General features: G+C 72.1%; 22 protein-coding genes. 6 read left to right on the top strand and 16 right to left on the bottom strand.

Going from position 1 to position 19,013, the window contains the following annotated elements:
• Nucleotides 1-40: 40 nt before the first annotated feature.
• The gene (locus tag VGO10_RS07775) at nt 41-670 is read right to left on the bottom strand and encodes a hypothetical protein (RefSeq protein WP_327466894.1); all 630 of its coding nucleotides are present in this window, start codon (nt 668-670) and stop codon (nt 41-43) included.
• A 136-nt stretch (nt 671-806) separates the two neighbouring features.
• On the opposite strand from VGO10_RS07775, the gene VGO10_RS07770 reads away from it, so the two are divergent.
• Nucleotides 807-1,460 (top strand): response regulator transcription factor, encoded by a 654-nt coding sequence (locus tag VGO10_RS07770; protein ID WP_327466892.1) that lies wholly within the window; start codon nt 807-809, stop codon nt 1,458-1,460.
• Between the two features lie 72 nt (nt 1,461-1,532).
• Nucleotides 1,533-1,922 (top strand): hypothetical protein, encoded by a 390-nt coding sequence (locus VGO10_RS07765; RefSeq protein WP_327466890.1) that lies wholly within the window; start codon nt 1,533-1,535, stop codon nt 1,920-1,922.
• Here VGO10_RS07765 and VGO10_RS07760 read toward each other — a convergent pair.
• Entirely contained in the window at nt 1,904-3,589 is a 1,686-nt protein-coding gene (locus VGO10_RS07760; RefSeq protein ID WP_327466888.1) for a GAF domain-containing sensor histidine kinase, read from the bottom strand. The genes VGO10_RS07765 and VGO10_RS07760 overlap by 19 nt on opposite strands.
• Before the next feature lie 115 nt (nt 3,590-3,704).
• Here VGO10_RS07760 and VGO10_RS07755 point away from each other — a divergent pair, with 115 nt between their 5' ends.
• Nucleotides 3,705-4,955, top strand: a complete 1,251-nt coding sequence (locus VGO10_RS07755) for a hypothetical protein (RefSeq protein WP_327466886.1) — start codon at nt 3,705-3,707, stop codon at nt 4,953-4,955.
• On the opposite strand, the gene VGO10_RS07750 is transcribed toward VGO10_RS07755, so the two are convergent.
• From VGO10_RS07750 to VGO10_RS07740, 3 genes are read right to left on the bottom strand one after another with little or no spacing between them, the layout of a single operon-like run.
• A complete protein-coding gene (locus VGO10_RS07750; protein ID WP_327466884.1) occupies nt 4,897-5,484 on the bottom strand; it encodes a GNAT family N-acetyltransferase in 588 nt (195 codons plus the stop codon). The genes VGO10_RS07755 and VGO10_RS07750 overlap by 59 nt on opposite strands.
• Nucleotides 5,481-6,635: an FAD-dependent oxidoreductase gene (locus VGO10_RS07745; RefSeq protein WP_327466882.1), complete on the bottom strand. Its 1,155-nt coding sequence runs from the start codon at nt 6,633-6,635 to the stop codon at nt 5,481-5,483. Before VGO10_RS07745 ends, VGO10_RS07750 begins: the two co-directional genes overlap by 4 nt.
• Entirely contained in the window at nt 6,632-7,153 is a 522-nt protein-coding gene (locus VGO10_RS07740; protein WP_327466880.1) for a universal stress protein, read from the bottom strand. The genes VGO10_RS07745 and VGO10_RS07740 overlap by 4 nt, the downstream gene beginning before the upstream one ends.
• 198 nt (nt 7,154-7,351) lie before the next feature.
• Here VGO10_RS07740 and VGO10_RS07735 point away from each other — a divergent pair, with 198 nt between their 5' ends.
• Nucleotides 7,352-7,852: a DUF1003 domain-containing protein gene (locus tag VGO10_RS07735; RefSeq protein WP_327466878.1), complete on the top strand. Its 501-nt coding sequence runs from the start codon at nt 7,352-7,354 to the stop codon at nt 7,850-7,852.
• A 25-nt stretch (nt 7,853-7,877) separates the two neighbouring features.
• Here the strand turns inward: VGO10_RS07735 and VGO10_RS07730 are convergent, their stop codons facing one another.
• The 11 genes from VGO10_RS07730 to VGO10_RS07680 all read right to left on the bottom strand — a co-directional run bounded on the left by VGO10_RS07730 (nt 7,878) and on the right by VGO10_RS07680 (nt 16,353).
• On the bottom strand, nt 7,878-8,630 hold the full coding sequence (locus VGO10_RS07730) for a hypothetical protein (protein WP_327466876.1): 753 nt from the start codon (nt 8,628-8,630) through the stop codon (nt 7,878-7,880).
• Nucleotides 8,631-8,647: 17 nt separating this feature from the next.
• A complete protein-coding gene (locus tag VGO10_RS07725; protein ID WP_327466874.1) occupies nt 8,648-8,980 on the bottom strand; it encodes a hypothetical protein in 333 nt (110 codons plus the stop codon).
• Nucleotides 8,977-10,362 carry a hypothetical protein gene (locus VGO10_RS07720; protein ID WP_327466872.1) on the bottom strand — a complete coding sequence of 462 codons (1,386 nt, stop codon included), beginning with the start codon at nt 10,360-10,362 and terminating at the stop codon, nt 8,977-8,979. Before VGO10_RS07720 ends, VGO10_RS07725 begins: the two co-directional genes overlap by 4 nt.
• Before the next feature lie 4 nt (nt 10,363-10,366).
• Entirely contained in the window at nt 10,367-11,614 is a 1,248-nt protein-coding gene (locus tag VGO10_RS07715) for a hypothetical protein (protein WP_327466870.1), read from the bottom strand.
• Nucleotides 11,615-11,837: 223 nt separating this feature from the next.
• The gene (locus tag VGO10_RS07710) at nt 11,838-13,802 is read right to left on the bottom strand and encodes a diguanylate cyclase (RefSeq protein WP_327466868.1); all 1,965 of its coding nucleotides are present in this window, start codon (nt 13,800-13,802) and stop codon (nt 11,838-11,840) included.
• A 72-nt stretch (nt 13,803-13,874) separates the two neighbouring features.
• The gene (locus VGO10_RS07705; RefSeq protein ID WP_327466866.1) at nt 13,875-14,324 is read right to left on the bottom strand and encodes an SRPBCC domain-containing protein; all 450 of its coding nucleotides are present in this window, start codon (nt 14,322-14,324) and stop codon (nt 13,875-13,877) included.
• A complete protein-coding gene (locus tag VGO10_RS07700; RefSeq protein WP_327466864.1) occupies nt 14,321-14,452 on the bottom strand; it encodes a hypothetical protein in 132 nt (43 codons plus the stop codon). The genes VGO10_RS07705 and VGO10_RS07700 overlap by 4 nt, the downstream gene beginning before the upstream one ends.
• Nucleotides 14,449-15,186 (bottom strand): DUF899 domain-containing protein, encoded by a 738-nt coding sequence (locus VGO10_RS07695; protein ID WP_327466862.1) that lies wholly within the window; start codon nt 15,184-15,186, stop codon nt 14,449-14,451. The genes VGO10_RS07700 and VGO10_RS07695 overlap by 4 nt, the downstream gene beginning before the upstream one ends.
• Nucleotides 15,183-15,497: a metalloregulator ArsR/SmtB family transcription factor gene (locus VGO10_RS07690; protein ID WP_327466860.1), complete on the bottom strand. Its 315-nt coding sequence runs from the start codon at nt 15,495-15,497 to the stop codon at nt 15,183-15,185. The genes VGO10_RS07695 and VGO10_RS07690 overlap by 4 nt, the downstream gene beginning before the upstream one ends.
• A gap of 39 nt (nt 15,498-15,536) precedes the next feature.
• A complete protein-coding gene (locus VGO10_RS07685) occupies nt 15,537-16,178 on the bottom strand; it encodes a MerR family transcriptional regulator (protein ID WP_327466858.1) in 642 nt (213 codons plus the stop codon).
• 40 nt (nt 16,179-16,218) lie between these two features.
• Nucleotides 16,219-16,353, bottom strand: a complete 135-nt coding sequence (locus VGO10_RS07680; RefSeq protein ID WP_327466856.1) for a hypothetical protein — start codon at nt 16,351-16,353, stop codon at nt 16,219-16,221.
• A 73-nt stretch (nt 16,354-16,426) separates the two neighbouring features.
• Between VGO10_RS07680 and VGO10_RS07675 the strand changes: the two genes are divergently transcribed.
• Nucleotides 16,427-17,755, top strand: a complete 1,329-nt coding sequence (locus tag VGO10_RS07675; RefSeq protein WP_327466853.1) for a D-arabinono-1,4-lactone oxidase — start codon at nt 16,427-16,429, stop codon at nt 17,753-17,755.
• Nucleotides 17,755-18,963 carry an amino acid deaminase/aldolase gene (locus VGO10_RS07670; protein WP_327467048.1) on the top strand — a complete coding sequence of 403 codons (1,209 nt, stop codon included), beginning with the start codon at nt 17,755-17,757 and terminating at the stop codon, nt 18,961-18,963. The genes VGO10_RS07675 and VGO10_RS07670 overlap by 1 nt, the downstream gene beginning before the upstream one ends.
• Nucleotides 18,964-19,013 lie beyond the last annotated feature (50 nt).

Genomic DNA, 19,013 nt, shown 5'->3' with positions numbered 1-19,013 from the left:
CCGGTGCCATGCAGGCCACCGGGCGCGTCGAGCGATCCTGCTAGACCGCAGCCGGCTCGGTGGAGCGCGGCGTGCCGGCGACGGTGCGGCGGCGCAGGCCCTCGGGGCCGAGCAGCCCGGCGGCGAGGACGATGAAGCCGACACCGCTGAGCAGCAGCGCGAGACCCATGACGATGGCAAAGAGGCCGACGCTCGAGGCGAAGAACGAGGTGTTGAGCGCGGTGGTCAGCGCGGTCTCGCTGATCCAGACCTGGCGGGCGGGGTTGCTCTGCGGCTGCCCGGTCTTCGGATCCTTGGCGGCTTGGGCCGGAACGTTGGTGCCCTTGCCGTCGACGGTCGCGTACTGGGGCATCTGGGCGTAGGTCTTGCCGCCCGTGGCCTCAAGCGCGTGGATGCGCATGTAGCTGGCAAAGCACTTGGCCTGGCTGCCGTTGGTGATGGCCTTGCCGGCGACATCACAGGTCGGCAGCGTGACGTTGCTCAGCCCGGCCTCCTTGGCGGCGACGGCGATCAGCGACGGCTTCATGTCGGGCGTGCCGACGATCTGCTCGCGCTTGACGTCGGTGCTGACCTCATGACGGCCGGAGATGCCGATGACGATCGCTCCGATGCCGAAGGCGACGAGGACGAGGCCGGCGATGATGCCGGCGAGGCGGAATGGACGGGGCATGCGATGGGCTCCTTAGGACGGACGGGACGGGCTGCTCATCAGCATCGATGCCGGCCGCCGGCGTGACATCGGCAGAGATCCACACGGCCGCTGCGGGTTTCCCGCGGGGGCGGGTGGGCCGTCATGATGGGCCGTCATGGCCGACGACGAGATCACCATCGTGCTGGCCGACGACCACGCTGTTGTGCGCAGCGGGCTGCGGATGCTCCTCGACGCCGAAGACGGGTTACGCGTGATCGCCGAGGCGGGCACGGTCGACGACGCCGTCCGGCTGACCAAGGCCCATCGACCGGCGATCCTCGTCTTGGACCTCAACATGCCAGGCACCGACAGCGCCTCCAGTCTCGACGCCCTTCCGGCGCTCGCCGACGGTGCGCCCGCAACGCGCGTGGTGATCCTGACCATGCAGGAGAACCCGGAGTACGCGCGCACCGCGTTGCAGGCCGGTGCCAAGGCCTACGTGTTGAAGGAAGCTGCCGACAGCGAGCTCGTCGACGCCGTCCGCTGCGCCGCCCGCGGCGAGGTCTACCTCCACCCACGTCTGGGCGCCCAGATCGCCGCCGCGCCGGCGGCCGCCCCCGCGCCGGCAGACGATCTGACCGATCGCGAGGTCGAGATCCTGCGGCTCATCGCGCTCGGCCACACCAACAACGACATCGCCCAGCAGCTGTTCCTCTCGGTGCGGACCGTGGAGTCCCACCGGGCGCACATCCAGCAGAAGCTGCGCCGCACCACGCGGGCCGACCTCGTCCGCTACGCGCTGGACCGCGGGCTGCTCGACACGACCTGACCGTAGTTCCCGCCCGCAGCGGCGCGGATGATCCCGGATGTTCGGCCCGCGCCACGCCCCTAAGCTCGGCCGGTGGACCAGCACCAACGAGCCGGCGACGACCCGATCCGGGTCGTCATCGCCCACGGCGCTCCCTCCGGACGCTTCGCGCTCCGGATGCTGATCGACGGCGAGCCCGGCGTCGAGGTCGTGGCTGCTGCGACGCTGGCCACCGAGGCCGGACGCCTCGCCCGCGAGCACCACGCCGACTTCCTCGTCCTCTACGAGGGCTTGCTGGCGGTCGGCCGCCCCGGCGTCCTGCCCACCTCTTGCGCGCTGGTCATCCTCGGACTCGAGGACCATCCCGCGGCAGCGGCGGCCGCGAAGGCACGCGGCGCACGCGACTACGTGCTCTGGGACCGTGCCGCCGAGGACCTGCCGCCGCTGTTGCGCGGCGCCACCGTTCAGCCGTTCGCCGCCTGAGCGGCCACGGTCTCCCGGACGGGAAGCCAGACCTCCAGGACCGTCCCTGCGTCGGCCGCCGAGCGCACCTCCAGGGTGCCTTCAGCGAGCATCGTGCGCTCCCGCATGCCGACGAGCCCGAAGCCCTTGGCCGCGCCATCCGGGTCAAAGCCCTGGCCGTCGTCGCCGACGACGATCGCGACCGACCCGTCGGTCTCACGCACCTCGATCCACACCTGCTGGGCGTCGGCGTGCTTGATCGCGTTGGTGAGCGCTTCCTGGACGATGCGGTAAATCGCCTCCTCCAACTCGGGCACGTGGCGGCTCGCCACGCGTCCGGCCTCGAAGGCCAGGTCGACCGTCAGCGCGATCGGCAGCCCGCTCGTCGCACGGACCCGCTCGACCAGCCCGCTGAGCGCGGCGCCGGTGCCGATGTCGTCCAGCGCAGCCGGCCGCAGGTCGGCGATCAGCGCCCGCAGGTTGGCGATCCCGCCGGTGACGAGGTCGAGGGCCTGGCCGAGCGCCTCGTCCAGCCGCTCCGGGTCGTCGCTGCGCCGGGCCGCCGACAGCAGGACTCGCAGGCCACCGAGCTCCTGGAGCGTCTCGTCGTGCAGCTCGCGCGCCCACCGGCGGCGCTCGGCCTCCGAAGCGCGGATGCTGCCCTCCATCGAGTGCGACATGACGTTCTGCCCGGTCGCGACCGCGGTCGCGGCGGTGGCGGCGAAGGCCTGCAGCAGGCGCTCGTCGTCGACGCTGAACTCGGGGCCGTCCTCCAGGCGATCGAACGCGGCCATGAGGCCTATCGCGCGCCCGCGGTGCAGCAGCGGGACCAGGATCCCGGCGGTGGCGTCCAGCTCGGCGGCGAACATCCGGCCCGCACGACGATCAAGGTCATTGAGTCGCTCTGGGCGGTTGGAGCGCAGCACGGCGCCCAACGCCCACTCTTCGCTGCTGGCCCGGCGGCCGACGAGGCCGTCGGGCACGATGCCGGCCGCGGCCGCCACCTCCAACTGGCCGCCGCTGACCAGGATGATCACGGCGGTCCGCGCCGCGACGAGCGCACGGCCGCGCTTGGCCAGCAGCTCGAGGATGCGGTCGAGCTCGATCTCGCCGCCAATGGCGCTGGAGATCTCAGCGGTGGTGTCCAGCGCACGCACCGTGCGCTCCAGCTGGTCACGTCGCGCCGCGACGTCGGAGTACAGCCGCGCGTTGGCGACAGCGATCGCCGCCCAATCGGCGAGCACGACCATGGCCTTCTCGTCGCTGTCGGTGAAGTCGCCGTTGGACTTGCCCGTGAGGTACAGGTTGCCCCACGCCACGCCGCGGACGACGATCGGCACGCCGAGGAAGTTGCCCATCGGCGGATGGCTCAGCGGGAAGCCGTAGGAGCGCGGATGGGCGCCGACGTCGGCCAGCCGCAGCGGGTGCGGGTCCTCGATGAGGAGCCCGAGGACCCCGTGGCCGCGCGGAAGGTCGCCGATCGCCGCACGCTCGGACGCCGGGATGCCGCTGGTCAAGAACCGCTCCAGCCCCTCGCGCCGCTCGTCCATGATGCCGACCGCGGCGTACTGCGCGCCGGTCAGCTCGCGCGCCACCTCGAGCATCCGTGCCAGGAGCGCGTCGAGGTCCAGCTCGGAGAGCAGCCCCCGACCGACGTCGATGAGCCGGGTGAGGGTCTTGGCATCCATGGAGTTGTCCTGCATCGAGGATAGCCCTGCCGCCACGCCACGTCCGTAGTTCTCCGGTCGCGATCGGCGGGGACGACCCGATGCCCACGTGGTTGTGCCCTGCCACGGTGGATCCATGCCTACGACCGAGAGCCCGGCCCACGTCGTCATCGCCGGTGGCGGCGTCGCCGCCGTCGAGCTCGCCCTCGCGCTGCACGACCTCGCCGGACCGCGCGTGCGCCTGACGCTCGTCGCGCCCCAGCCCGACTTCGAGCTGCGCGCGCTGCGGACCGCCGAGCCGTTCTCGGCCGACCACGCGCGCCGCCACTCGCTGGCTGATCTGGCCGGGCGCATCGGCGCACGGCTCGTCGCCGACCGCGTCCTGGCCGTCGACGGCGACCGCCACGAGCTGCGCCTCGCCGCGTCCGGGATCCTCGGCTACGGCACGCTCGTCCTGGCGACGGGCGCGCGCCACCGCACGGCCTACTCCCGCGCCATCACCTTCACCGGCGACACCGAGAGTCAGGACTACCAGGGGCTGCTCGCCGATCTCGACGGCCATTGGACCCGCTCGGTCGCCTTCGTCGTGCCCCCGGGCACCACCTGGCCGCTGCCGCTCTACGAGCTCGCGCTCATGACCGCACGCGAGACCCACGCGATGGGCATCGACGACGCGCGCCTGCAGCTCGTCTCGCCCGAGGCGACCCCGCTCGCGCTCTTCGGCCCGGAGGCCAGCCAAGCCGTCGCCGACCTGCTCGCCCGCGCGAACGTGACCTTCACCGGTAACACGTACGCCCGCCCGGACGCCGAGGGCCGCCTCCAGCTGCTGCCCGGCGGCGAGCGGCTCGACGCCGAGCGCGTCGTCGCGCTGCCGACCATCGAAGGCATCCCCATCGGTGGCGTCCCCGGCGACGACCGCGGCTTCATCCCGGTCGACCCAGACGGCCGCGTCCGCGGTTTGGCGGACGTCTACGCCGCCGGCGACGGCACGACCTTCCCGGTCAAGCAGGGCGGACTGGCCTGCCAGCAGGCCGACGCGATCGCCGAGCTGCTCGCGGCCGCCGCCGGCGCCGACGTCACGCCAACGCCGTTCCGGCCCGTCCTGCGCGGACGGCTGCTGACCGGTCGCGGTGCGCAGTTCCTCGAGCATCCGCTGGCCGGCGGCGCCGGCGCCGGCGCGCGTCCGGAGCTGCGCCTCTGGTCGGCGCACCGCAAGGTCGACGGTCGCTACCTCTCGCCCTGGCTCGCCGAGCTCGATGGTGCGATCGCCGTCGACGACCTCGACGATCTTGACGACCAGGAGCCGGCCGTCGACATCGAGGTCCCGCTCAGCGTCGGTCGCGACGCGATGCGCCTGGACCCGTACTCGCCGCTCTCGCCGCGCTGACCGCGCCGGCATGGCGGGCGGCGATGCGGGCACGCGCCAACGGCGTCAGCGTCGCGTCCAGCTCCACGTGCAGCGTGCCGTCCCGCAGCCGGGTCGATTCGGCGAGACCGACGTCGGCGAAGACCTCGATCATCTTGTGGTTGGTGGGATCGACCTCCGCGGTCAGCGTCACGAGCCCGCTGCGCGCGGCCTCATCGACCAAGTGCTCCAACAACAACGTCGCGACGCCGCGGTGCTGATCGACGTCGGCGACCGCAAAGGCCACCTCAGCGATCCCCGGTGCGCTCGGGATCAACACGCCGTGACCGAGCACGTGCGCCCCCGACGTCGCGAGCAGCCCGACGACGTCGTCGGCTACGAGCGAACGCGCCGCCGCCCGCATGTCGAGGCCGCCGCAGAGGAAGCGCAGCGCCCGGCTCCCGGGCGAAAGCGCCGCGTAGAAGCCCTCGAGCAGCGGGGCATCGGCGCGTGTGGTCGGGCGCACATCGACCTCGGCTCCGTCGCGCAGCAGCTCGGGCGCCACGGTCACGACGCCACCGGGTGCCGCGGCCGCGCGACGTGGTCGAGCGTGTACTCGTCCAGCTCGTCACGGCGGTAGGACAGCCAGCGGGCCAGCCGCCATGCGCAGACGACGCCGGGGGGCTCCCACAACCGCTCGGCGGAGGCCTCCCCCGCATCAGCGCCGTCCAGCGCTCGACGCAGGAAGAGCTCCTCATCGTCGGCGCTGGTCAGCTTGCCGCGCAGGACCGGCTCGTAGGCGACCATCGGCGGCTCGCCGCCGCAGGAGCGCACGATGCCGGCCACGGCGGTGTCGGCCTGCTGCCCGGCCAGGCCGCCCTGCTTGACCGGACCGTCGGTTGCGTCACCGGCGGCGTGGACGTGCTCGGTCGCCAGAACCGCCATTGCCGCGTCGACCTGCACGAACCCGTGACGATCCTGCGGGACGCCGGCGATCGCCGGGCCCTCGAGCAATGGCAGCGCGATCACCGTGTCGGCGAGATCGCTGACGTCGGCGCCGATCTCGGGCGCACGCCCGGCCTCGACCACGACGCCGCACCGATGCAACAGGGCCCGGATCGCCGACTGCGCAGCGGGGCCGAAGAGCGTCAGCGGCGCCGTCTCGGCCGTGACGACGCGGACGTCGCGGCGCCCGCGCGCCGCGGTGAGGAGCGCCAGCTCGTAGGCCGGCAGCGTCCAACTCGTCCCGGGCGGCACGACGATCGCCACGCTGCCCGCGCTCTCCGAGGTCAGCTCGTGTGGCAAGGGACCGAATCCGAGCACGTGTGCCGCCGCGTAGGGCAACGCCGGCCGCGCGCCCGGCGCCAGCAGCAGCCGGTCATATGGGAGCGTCGTGCCGTCCGTGAGGCCGACGCGGTGCTCGTCGGCATCCACCGCGTCAACCGTCCCGGCGGTGAAGTCCGCGCCGAACGCGCGACACAGCCGTGCGAGGTCGATGTGCAACGGGTCGCCACCCCAAGGCTCGCCAAGGATCTGCGGTCGCAACACGAACGACGGGTTGGCGGCGACGATGCGCAGTCGCAGCCGGCTCTCCCCCAGGTCGGCAAGGGCCATCAGCGCCTCGACGCCGGCAATCCCTCCGCCGACGACGAGCACCTCCAAGGGCTTCACCTTGGAGTGGTGCCACAGCGTGCCGCTGGATGCCTGGCCCGGGGAGGTCATGCGACGCTCGCGGAGTCGTCGACGTGGCGCACCCAGCCGCGCCGGTGCTCGGCCAGGCCGGCGGACGGCACGACCAGCACCGCGCGATCGGCGTGCTGGGTGACCTCATGCGACACGCTGCCCAACAAATAGGACTTCACGCCTCCGCGGCCGCGCGTTCCCAACACCACCACGTCGGCCTCGATGTCAGCCGCGACGCTGAGGATCGTGAAGGCGACACCCGCCTGCCGGCTGGCGATATGCGGCCGAGCGACGAGCCCAGCCGCTGTCGCACGCTCCGCGCCGTCGCGGGCGATCTCCAATGTCGACTCCCGGCACGCGGCATCGACCGCCTCACCGTCCTCGAGCGAGCCGACCATCCCGAAGCCGCCGGCCCCCATCGCGCCGCTGCGGGCGATCGTGTCGAGGTACGCCTCCCAGACGCTCAGCACCGTCGTCTCGGCGCCGGGCATGAGCCTCGCCGCACTGTCGATGGCGCTCTGCGCGTCAGTCGATCCGTCGTAGCAGACCAAGATCATGATGATGGCTCCTTGTAGGTGGGGAGCCACCGAGTCTGGGGCCTGCGCAAGCGGCCGTCATCGGCACCGGACCGCACCCTGCCTACGGGTTTGCCGTAGACCACCAGGACGCGGCTCGCAGCCGCCGGGTGTTTCCCCGCACCGTCTCGGCGGCGCTTCACGGATGTCACGGCCCGTGCGCGGTGGGACCTTCTCCCTATGTCCGATGCGCGCGCAACACCCGACGTTGGCCGGACCCCGGCCGGGCTGCGAATGGCCGAGCACCTGCACAGCCCCTTCGGGACCGATCGCTTCGGGCGCGCCGCCGAGCGCTTCGCCCGGTTCTTCGGCACCCCGCGGTTCATCATCGGCCAGACCGCGCTCGTCGCGGTCTGGATCGCGCTCAACGCCCTGGCCTTCAGCCTGCGCTGGGATCCTTACCCCTTCATCCTGCTCAACCTCGCGTTCTCCACGCAGGCCGCCTATGCCGCACCGTTGATCCTGCTGGCACAGACACGTCAGGCAGATCGCGACAAGGCCCGCAGCGAGGAGACCGCCCGAGCGGCCGATGCCCAGCGCCGGCACGTCGAGCAGCAGACCAGCGGCCTCCGCGACCTCCTCCAGGCCAACACCGAGCTCACGCAGCGCATCGCCGGCCTGACCTCCGGGATCCACGCTGTGACGTGCGAGCCCTCAGCCGCTCCTCTCGCCGAGCCGTAGGAGGCGGCGATGCTCGCATCGCCCGTCAGCCGCGCACGCGGAACGTTCGCGAAACCGTCGCGACCTGTCGGCCGCCCTGGCGCAGCGTGACCGCCGCGGTGTAGCGGCCGGCCTGCAGGCGCCCGCGGCGCAGCCGGATGTCCACGAGCCCGCCCGGCAGGATCCGCTGGGCGGCGATCGTCGCGCGCAGCGTGCCGGTCGCCCCCACGATCCGCGCCGAGCCCGTCAGCGGCTCGACCGTGTTGCCGGTGTTGCGCGTGGGCATCACGACACCCTTGCCGTCCGCCCGCGGCGCCCCGACCCGGACGCGCAGCCGGCGCTGCGCTGCCGGCGGGTTGAGCCGCAGGCCGCCGAGCAGGCGGTAGCGGGCCAGGATGCCGTTGCGGGGCCGCGCGCCCTGCGGCGTGCCGAGGACGTCGATGGCGCCGTAGAGCGAGCCGGAGCCCGGCCGCGCCAGCAGCGTCGCCGCGACCGAGCGCGCCTCGCCGGGCGCCAGCGTGAAGGCGGTCGCGCTCAGCCGCACCTGCGCGAGCGTCTTGGGGCCGTCGGGCGCGACGGCGCCGCCGCGCTCCTGGATCCACGGACGGGCGCGCACCGTGACGGTCAGCGCCTTGGCCGAGCCGTTGGTGACCCGGATCTCCCCCACCGCGCCCGGCTGGGCCTCGTGCTCGAGGAAGGCCGGCGCGATCGACAGGCCACCGGCCGCGGTGGTGCTGGCCGCGGCGGTGCCGGAGGCGATCAGCGCGGCGACGACCGCCGTGGTGCGGATGTGCTGCATCTTGGTGCTCCTTGCCCTCATGGGCCTTGCGGTCCGAAGGTGATGGTCTGCTCGGTCACGCGTCTGCCGTACGCCGTCCCGGGCACGGTCACCGGCTCGCCGGCCATCGGCTTGCGAAAGGTGCGCAGCAGGCGCAGATCCTTTCCTCGCTCAGCGACACTCAGCCGCGTGCCGCCGACGGTCGCGGTCACCGTCGCCGCGACGCGGCCATGCACCGACTGGACCAGCGTCAGCTCGATCGTGCTCTCGACCTGCCCGCTGATCCCCGTCTCCTCCGCGCCCGTCGGCGCCGACGCGGCGGCAAGCGCGACGACGGCCACCAGCGCCCCGTGAAACGCCCGGCACCTCACCGGCTCGCCGTCTTGCGCACGACGGTGATCGAAATACGCACCTGGCTGGTCCCACTGGTCGAGCGATGGCGGAAGATCAGCGTGCGCGAGGACCGATAGGACAAGATTATCGTCAACCGTCCGCCGGTCGCCGTCGTCGCGCCCGTCACCCCGAAGGTGCGGCGCCCGACGCGGTTGAGCACCTCGACCGGCACGCCGCGCGCGGCGCTGTGGCGCACCTTCCCAACCCGGCAGGTGAGCCGGCCGCGAAAGCGATAGCGCGCTTTGGCACGCAGGACGAGACGGCCGTGCGACACGCGCAGCGGCCGCTGGTCAATCGCCATCGAGAGCTGCGGCCGCGGGCACTGCGGGACCGTCCCCGGGGCCGTTGTCGAGCCGGCGCCGTGCGCAGCACCGCCCGGCGGTGCCGGCCGCGGGTCGCCGACCTTCAGCGTGACGCTCGGGGTGAGGACCGGATCCGGGCCTGCGACCGCGAGCTCGCCGTCGTAGACGGCGGCCTCGTTGCCGGCCGCATCGGCGACGCGCACCTCAAGGTGGTGAACACCCACCGGCTGACCGCTGAGATCCAGCGCCAGCGGCACGCGCAATACCTGCTGCGCGCAACCGCTGAGCGGCGCGTCGAAAGTCGGGGTCGCAGGGTCGAGGTCCGCGGCGCAGCGGGCGTCAAGCGCGGCATGGGCCACCGGCACGCCGTCGACGATCGCCCGCGCTGTGGCAAGGCCGACGCCCTCGTCGGTCGCGTCGACCTCGAGCGTGAGCGCGCCGCGCACCGGGCTGCGCAACCCGCCCACCGAGCCACGCGGCGGCGTCGGGTCGTCGACGTCGAGCACGAGCGCGCTGATCGTCAGCGCGCCGGGCGCACCGGCGACGCAGCGCTCGCCGGGCGGCCGCGGGCAGTCGACGCCGGCCGCCGCCGACGCGCCGCTCGCAGGCCCGGCGACCGTCCCCGGCGGCGTCGCCCAAACATCGAGCAAGTTGATGGACTCGATCGGCGCACCGCCGGCGCCGAAGCGGTAGCGCTGCGGCGACCCCGCTCCGTAGGGACCGGAGGCCATGGTGGGCGCGCGCACCACGCGCGCGCCCTGCAAGATGGTGTGGTTGGGCGTGTCCGCACGCCAGCTCGCAGCCGAGCCCCCGGCGGGGTCCGCGCGGGAGAACGACGCGACCAAGCCGGTCGCGCCCTCACAAGCGTCAGCGGCCGCAAAGGCGACACCGTCGCCGGCCTGTGCCGCGGTCAGCCCGGCCGCGCCGAGCGGCTGGCCGAGCGGGCCGTGGCAGCCCCACAGGGCAACGGGGCGCGCCGGGGCGGCGCCCGCGCTCAGCGCGAACACCGCCCAGGTCAGCCCGACGATCCGGGTCAGACGTGTGATCCGGATCGCCACCCGGCTACGGCGTGCCGGCCGACAGGGTGAACGTCAGCGACTTGCCGTACGTGCCCGCGGTCAGCGCATCCCCGGCGCCGATCGCCTGACGCAGCCCGACGGTCAGCGGCGTCGCGGCGGTGCTCGACCCGAAGGCGAGCAGTTGCTGCGAGGCGCCACCTAGCGACGAGTACGCGCAGGTCGGCGACGCGCTGCTGGTGGCGCAGACCTTCAGCGCCGAGGCCAGCGGCGTGCTGCCGTTGAGCAGGAAGCCCGGGTTGGTGCCCGCGTCCTGGACCGTCAGCACCGACGGACCGGTCGAGGTCGCCGTGCCGGTCACCGACGCGTCGTAGTTGGCGGCGACACCCGGCACGAAGCTGCCGAGGCTGGTGCTCGTGGCGTTGAGCGTCAGGCTCAACGCGTCAGCGACCGAGCCGTTGACGGTCAGGTCCTGGTCGGAGCCGACCGGCGGGTCCGGATCGGGATCGGGGTCGGGATCGACCGTCTTGGGCGCGAACGTCACCGAGAACAGCTCGTTCGGGCGATCGATCGTGAACCAGGGGCGAATGCCGTCGAACGGACCCGAGGTGCTCAGGTAGCCGACCGGAGCAGCCGCCGGCGTGCCCGACGGCGCGAGGTTGCTGATGGTGATCGAGCCGTCCGGGTTCTCGGTGGTGATCGCCGCCGAGCCATTGAGGGCGAAGACCGTCTGGCGGGCCGCCGCGGTGCCGTAGTCGACGGGCGGGTCGGTGGAACCGACCGTGCCCGCGGCCACCTGGCCGTTGGCGATCAGTCGGATCGACTGCGGCGCGTCGAACTGCAGACGCGGGTTGACGACGCTGAAGAACGTCGAGTCGTGGGCGGTGAACGTGAGCGTGCCCGCGAAGTTGATCGCGCCGGTCTTGGTCACCGGGTCATAGGTGCCGGTCGCGCCGGCCGGCGTCGCCGGGGTGCCGGTCGTCGTGCCCGGGAAGCCGAAGGCGTACTTGGCGCCCGCCGCCGACAGCGGGAGGCTCGTGGCGGTGATCGTCGTGCCGGTGGCTGGCGCGGTCGCGCTGACGCTGCCGTGCCCGATCGTGGTCGCGTAGTTCGACAGCGTGCCCGTGCCCGGCGCGGGCTCGTGCGGCACGCTCCAGGTGAGGTTCGCCGATCCGACGTCAAACGGCGCGGCCAGCGCCGGCGCCGATCCGGCGAGGGCGGCAACGGCAACCGCGCCGACGGCCGCCAGCGCGCTCGTCCGGCGGCGCGCTCCGCTCGTGATGGTCCTTGTCATGTCCTGCTCCTGTTCATGGATTGCGTTCCCGCGCGTTCCACAGTTAGGTCGCCCTAACGAGGCGGCAACATATCCGATCTCATGGCAGGATGTAGGGCGCCCTAATACGGGCCGCCGGTGGAGCTCGCCGCGGCGGCCGTCCTCGTCGCTTTCAGTTCCCGCGGGCGGCGAGGGCGGCCGGCGCGGCGAGAGCCCTAGCGAGGAGCGCGAAGGGTCGTCGGCGCTAGGCCACGCGCAGCGTGATGCCGGCGCCGTCGCACAGGACGGCGACGAAGGCGTCGACGACGCCGGGATCGAACTGCGTGCCCGAGCAGCGGCGCAGCTCGGCCAGCGCCTCGGTCTCGGACATCGAGGGCGCGTAAGGGCGGGCCTGGCGCATCGCGTCGAAGGCGTCGCAGACGGCGATGATGCGAGCGCCGAGCGGGATGCGCTCACCGGCCAGACGGTCGGGGTAGCCGTCGCCATCCCAGCGCTCGTGGCTGGCGCGCACGAGCCGTCCGACCGGCCGCAGCGATGGCGCCGCGGCGAGGATGCGCTCGCCGATGATCGTGTGCTGGCGCATCACCTGCCACTCAGCGTCGTCGAGCGGTCCGGGCTTGCGCAGGATCACCTCGGGGATGGCGATCTTCCCGACGTCGTGCAACTCGGCGGCGCGGGCGATCTCGTCGAGCGCCTCGACGTCGAGCCCCAGCCGGCGACCGACGGCCAGCGCCAGCAGGCTGACGTCGTCGACGTGCTCCTCGAGCTCGGGCTCACGCTCGCGCAGGATCTGCATCAGCAGATCGCGGCCTTGGCTTCCGGGTGAGCCGCGGCGCGAGCTCTTGTGCCCGTACATGCGCTCATCGGCCAGTTGCAGGGCGGCGCTCGGGGTCGGCGCTTCGGCCGGCAGGGAGACCAGGCCGTAGGAGCTCGAGATCGAGAAGCCCTCGCCGATCTCGACCAGCGCCTCGACGGCGCGCACGACGGCTGCGTCCTCGCGCGTCAGCTCGTGATCGAAGACCACGCAGAACTCATCGCCGCCCAGCCGGTAGGCGGTGCCCACGCCGGCGACGCTCTCGGCCAGCGCACCGGCCAGCCGCGTGAGCAGCGTGTCCCCCGCCCCGTGGCCGAAGTTGTCGTTGTAGCCCTTGAAGCCGTCGAGATCGAAGAAGACCAGCGTCGCCCGCTCATCGGTGCCGGGGTGCAGCATTCGCGCCAGTTCGAGCATCAGCCGGCGGCGGTTGGGCAGGCCCGTGAGCCCGTCCTCCAGCGCTTCCTGACGGCTCTGGGCCAGCAGCGTGACGTTCTCGCGATGGGTCAACCAGGCGCGCAGGCCGACGGCCACCAGCGAGGAGGCCGCGGCGACGACCGCCAGGCCGCCGACCTGATGGAACTGCGACCAGACGAGCACCCCGAGCGAGATCGCGGCGAACATCGCGGGGACGGCGAACACCCCATCGACGAGCCTCGTCCGCAGACGACGGCTCTCCGGGAGCCAGGCCGCGGCCGCAAGCACCGCCAGCGCCGTCGGCCACGTGCTGTTGACCCACGACACCGCCGAGTAGCCACCGACGGCCTGCTCCCAGCTGTAGACCGCGTCGCCCACCGCGCAGACCGCCATCGAGAGCCCGAGCGCCATCCACGGCAGCCCGGGCCGCCAGTCGCCGACGCCGAACGCGACGCCGACGAGGCAGAGCAGCACGACGTCGAGCACCGGATAGGCCAGCGTCACGGCCACGGCGGTGCTCGATCCGGTCGCCGAGTTGAGCACCGGCGCCAGGAACCCCGCGGCGCACAGCGCGGCCAGCGCGCAGCCGCCGATCAGGCCATCAAGCCACACCGACGCCCGGATGCCGTGGACCCGGCTGCGCAGCAGCAGCGCCATGCCCACCGACGCCAGCGCGTAGGCGGTGACATAGACCCCGTCGGTCCAGTTGGGCGATGGCGGCATGGCCTGTCCGGCAAAGGACAGCGTCCAGCCCAGGTCGCCCACCGACCACAGCGTCGCGAAGATCGCCAAGGTGCTCCAGGCCGCGCGATCCTCGCGGCGCGCCGCCACGCGCCACCACACCATCGCCGTCGCGAGGAACTCGATCGCGCTGTAAAGCCCGTCGGCCGTGGCCGCCGGGACGCCGGCCCACACGCCGGCGACCGTCCGCAGCAGGTAGACGGCCAAGCCCAGGCCCAGAAGACCGAACGCAAGTCGCATCGGCTGCGCACGGCTACAGGTCACGCCCATGTTTTCGGATGGCCGGACCTAGGCTTAAGGGCAATTCCGCTGCTATCGGTCTGGTCGGACCGCCTCCAGCATGCGTCCGAGGCTGTCGAGGATCCTGCCCCAGCCGCCCTCATGGGAGCGCACGGCCTCCTCGTCCCACAGGCCGCTGTGGGTGAAGCGGACGGTCGTCGCGCCGTCGACCTCCTCGAAGTCGATCTCGATCAGCGTCCGCCGCGTGTCGCCGTCCCAGAGCCAGGTGAAGGCGAGCCGGTTCGGTGGCTCGATCTCGGTGTAGGTGCCACCGCCGCCGTGCGCGACGTCCTTGTCGGGGTCGTACATGACGACGCGCACGGCGCCGCCCACGCGCAGGTCGACCTCGGCCTCGGAGGTCTCCCAGCCGCGCTCGGCCTGCCACCAGCGCCGCATCACCTCCTCGCTGGTCCAGGCGTCGAACACCCGCTCGGCGGGCGCCTGGTAGGTGCGCTCCATGCGCAGGGTGTTGTTGTCGGTCATGCTCCAGGCCCCCGCCGGCGACGCAGGCGCAGCGTCAGCCAGGCGCGCGCGATCACGAGCCCGGTGCCCGTGCCGGCCAGCGCCGGCAGCATCTCCTCCACCGGCACGCCGCCGACGTGCGCGATCACGAGAGCTGACTCTTCGCGCCGCGCTGCGAGTTCGTGACCTCCGACAGCGCTGCCGCGTGGACGGTCGGGTCGTCGTACTCGTCGTGGAGGTTCCACCACACGTAGGGCTCGGTCTGCGGATAGCCCTCGGGCGAGTCCTCCCACGTCTCCTGGCGGCCGAGCGCGGTGATGTCGAGATAGGACCAGGGGGTGCCCAGCGCCTCGTCACCACGCTTGTCGATGAAGTACGTCCGGGAGATCTGGCCGTCGTCCTCGCGGTAGAAGACGTTGGTGCCGTGCCACTCGTCCACGCCGAAGTCGACGTCGAAGTCGTCGGTGATCGTGTACCAGGGGATCTGCCAGCCCATCCGCGTCCGGTAGCGCTCGATGTCGGCCTGCGGCGCGCGCGAGACGTGCACGAGCGTGGTGTCGCGGGCGTTGAGATGCGCGAGATGGCCGACCTGATCGGCCATGAACGAGCAGCCGCGGCAGCCGCTCTCGGGCCAGGCGGCCACGCCGGGCTCGAAGAAGAAGCGGTAGACGACCAACTGGCGGCGGCCGGCGAACAGGTCGAGCAGGCTCACCGGACCATCCGGACCCTCGAAGGCATAGTCCTTCTCCACGGCCATCCGCGGCATCCGGCGCCGCTGCGCGGCCAGTGCATCGCGGGCGCGAACCACCTCCTTCTCCTTGACCAGCAGCTCTTCGCGTGCGGCCTGCCAGTCCTGCGGCGAGACGATCGGGGGCATGTTCATGCTGACTCCTCCTCCTTCAGATACTCATCGACGACATCGAACAGGCGTCCCCAGAGGACGCGTTGACGATCCATCCAGTCGGCGGCCACGCTGAGCACCTCCGGCTCGAGCGAGAGCCGATGCGTCCGGCCCACGACCACGCGCTTCACCACTCCGGTCTCCTCCAGCACCTTCAGGTGCTTGGAGATCGCGGGCTTCGACACACCAAAGCCACCGGTGGCCTCACCGACCGTCGCCGGACCTTCGGCGAGCCGCTCGACGATGCCGCGGCGGATCGGGTGGGAGAGCGCCTTGAACGGATCGTTCACCATAGGGTGAACAATAGCACGCCGACCGTCCGGCCCCGCGCGCTATGAGATCGAGGCGGCGGCGCTGTCGTCGGAGACGTAGTCCACGAGCCGGCGGAAGCCGCTGTCGCGCTCCGCGCAGAGGATCCCGCGCAGGGCGGCGATCTGCCACCGATCGAGGGGCCGCAGCGCGCAGGCCATCAGCGCCGCCGCCGTGAAGTAATGCCGTCGGCCGTCGATGACATGGGACGGCAGCAGGCCGGCCTTGTCCCAGTCACGGACCTGCTTGTAGGACACCCGGGCGAGCACGGCCAGCTCGGTCGCGTTGACCGGGTACCCGCGGTCCCTGCCGAGGACGCTGTGCGGAAGCTCGCACCGATCGATGTCCGCGGGATCAAGCGCATCGTAGACGCCGGATTCGCCCAGCCGCTGGACGTCATACTCGCCATCCCGGTACGCCGCCTCGAAGATCTCGCGCTGCACCTTCGTCGGCCCCGGGCGCACCCGGAGGAGCTCCTGCTGCACGGCCGACAGCGCATGGCCGAAGGCGTCCGCCCACTCGGCGATCAACTGGCGCTGGAAGGGCGGCAACTGCGGCCGATCCGGGAATCCATCGATGATCTCGTCACCTAGGCGATAGCCCTTGTGATTGTTGCGAAGTCGCGGACCGCTGAGATCGATCGGCGTGGCAGGAAGGTCGGGCATCAGCGTTTTCATGGTACCCCGCTCAAGTGACTTTCGAAAGTTATTCCGCGTAGCATTCATCTGAGAGCTGCCAGCTGCGGCTGCTGCCTTCCTCACGCACGCCGTAGCCGATGATCTGGGCCGGCAGGTGGAGGTCGGTGCCGGCATCCGCGCGGCGACTTGGGAGCAAGGCCATCCGCCATCGAGATCTATAGGCCACAGCGTTGGCAATTCGCCCCCCTTCCGCGAGGGATTACGGTTTGCCGTCCATGGCGGCGACGACCGAGACCTGGAAGAACTGGGCGGGCGATCAGCGGTGTGCGCCGTCGCAGATCGCACGACCCACGAGCGAGGACGAGCTGGCGCAGACGGTCGCGCAGGCCGCGGCCCGTGGCCTGCCGGTCCGTGCCGTGGGCAGCGGGCACTCCTTCACCGACATCGCCTGCACCGACGGGGTGCTGGTCGACACCACCGGGATGCACCGGGTGATCGACGCCGACGCCGAGTCCGGCCGGGTGACCGTGCAGGCGGGCATCACGCTGCACGACCTCGGGCTGGTCAACGCCCGCCACGGGCTGGCGCTGGAGAACCAGGGCGACATCGACGCGCAGACGCTCGCCGGCGCGCTGGCCACGGCGACGCACGGGACCGGCAGGCGCTTCGGCAACCTCTCCACGCGGGTCGTCGGCATGCGCCTGGTGACCGCGTCGGGCGATGTCGTCGAGGTCACCGAGAAGTCCGACGCGGCGCTGCTGCGCGCCGCGCGCGTGTCGCTCGGCGCGCTTGGGATCGCGTCGCAGGTGACGATCGCCTGCGTTCCCCTGTACACGCTGCACCGCCACGACCAGCCGCTCCCGCTGGCCGGGGTGCTCGATCGCCTCGACGAGCACGTCGACGGCAGCGACCACTTCGAGTTCTTCCTCTGGCCCTACACGCGCACGGCGCTGACGCGGTCGACGGTCCGCAGCGACGCCGCGCCGCGGCCGCAGGCGCCGTGGAAGCGCACGATCCAGGAGCGGGTGATCGAGAACCAGGTGCTCCGGCTGAGCTGCGAGACCGGGCGACGCTTCCCGAGCCGGGTCCCGCGGCTGAACCGGATGATGGCCGGCGCGATGTCCGAGGCCCACGCCCAGGACCAGGCCTACAAGATCTACGCCTCGCGCCGCGACGTGCGCTTCACCGAGATCGAGTACGCGATCCCGCGTGCCCACGCACGTGAGGCGCTGGAGCGCGCGCTGGCGCTGGTCGAGCGCCGGCAGCTCCCGATCCTGTTCCCGTTCGAGGTGCGCTTCGCCGCCGGCGACGACGCCTTCCTCTCAACCGCGCACGAGCGGGAGACCTGTTACATCGCCGCCCACCAGTACGGAGGCATGGAGTTCGAGTCGTTCTTCCGGGGCTTCGAGGAGATCATGGACAGCTACGGCGGGCGGCCGCACTGGGGCAAGCGCCACTACCAGTCGGCCGCGACGCTGCGCGAGCGCTACCCGCAGTGGGACCGCTTCCAGGCCGTGCGGGCGCGGATGGACCCCGACGGCGTGTTCACCAACGACTACACCCGCCGCGTGCTGGGACCCGTCGGCGCGCCGGTGCGGCCGTGATGCTCTCGCCCGCCGAGCGCCTGGCGCGCTACGAGACGGCCTTCGCCGGCATCGACGCGCCGTTCGCGTTCGTCGACCTCGAGGCGATGTGGTCCAACTCGGCGAGCATGCTGGCGCGCAGTGCCGGAAAGCCGATCCGCGTCGCGTCCAAGTCGCTGCGCTGCCGGGCGCTGCTGCGCACGATCCTCGACCGCGACGCCGGCTATCAGGGCCTGCTGGCCTTCACGCTGCCCGAGGCGCTGTGGCTGGCGCGCAAGGGGTTGGGGAACCTCGTCGTCGCCTATCCGACGACCGACCGTGGTGCCCTGCGCGAGCTCGGCGCGCTGACCGCGGAGCACCCGGATGGCGCGCCGGTGGTGATGGTCGACTCGGTTGAGCACCTCGACCTGATCGCTGCCGCGGCCGGCGACGTCGCCGCGCCGATCCAAGTGTGCCTGGACTTCGACGCGTCGTTCTGGACGGCGGGCTCGCGCGTCAAGATCGGCGCGAAGCGCTCACCGGTTCGCACCCCGGAGCAGGCGCGAGCGCTAGCCGAGGCGATCGTGGCGCGCCCCGGGTTCAAACTCGCCGGGATGATGTCCTACGAGGGCCACATCGCCGGCCAGGGCGACAGGATCCCCGGCGCGCGCCTGAAGAGCCTGGCGATCACGCGGATGCAGCGCACCTCTTACGCCGAGCTGCGCGAGCGCCGCGCCGCTGCGGTCGCCGCCGTCTTGCAGGTCGCACCGCTGGCGTTCGTCAACGCCGGCGGGACCGGCGACCTCGAACGCGTCGCGACCGAGCCGGCGATGACCGAGGCGACCGCCGGGTCGGGCTTCTACGCGCCAACGTTGTTCGACAACTACGCGAGCTTCCGTCTCGAACCCGCTGCGATCTTCGCCCTGCCGGTCTCACGACGGCCCGGCTCTGGCACCCTCACCGCGCTCGGCGGCGGCTACCTGGCCTCCGGCGCGGGCGCCAAGGACCGCATGCCTACGCCGTACCTGCCGGAAGGTCTCCGGCTCGACACGCTGGAGGGCACCGGCGAGGTCCAGACGCCGCTGCACGGAAAGGCCACCGGCGGTCTCCGCATCGGCGACAACGTGTACTTCCGTCACGCCAAGGCCGGCGAGCTGTGCGAGCGCTTCAACACGCTCTACCTGCTCGAGGGGGATCGCATCGTGGACGAGGTCCTGACCTATCGCGGCGAGGGTCAGTGCTTTCTCTGAAGGACCAACACCATGTTCATGGCCGCCCCGGGTGTCGGCCAGCTCGACGA

The sequence above is a fragment of the Baekduia sp. genome (genome assembly GCF_035996765.1).
Lineage (GTDB): Bacteria > Actinomycetota > Thermoleophilia > Solirubrobacterales > Solirubrobacteraceae > Baekduia.
Note: the sequence above shows the minus strand (reverse complement) of the source record. Positions and strands in the feature narration are given on the sequence as shown.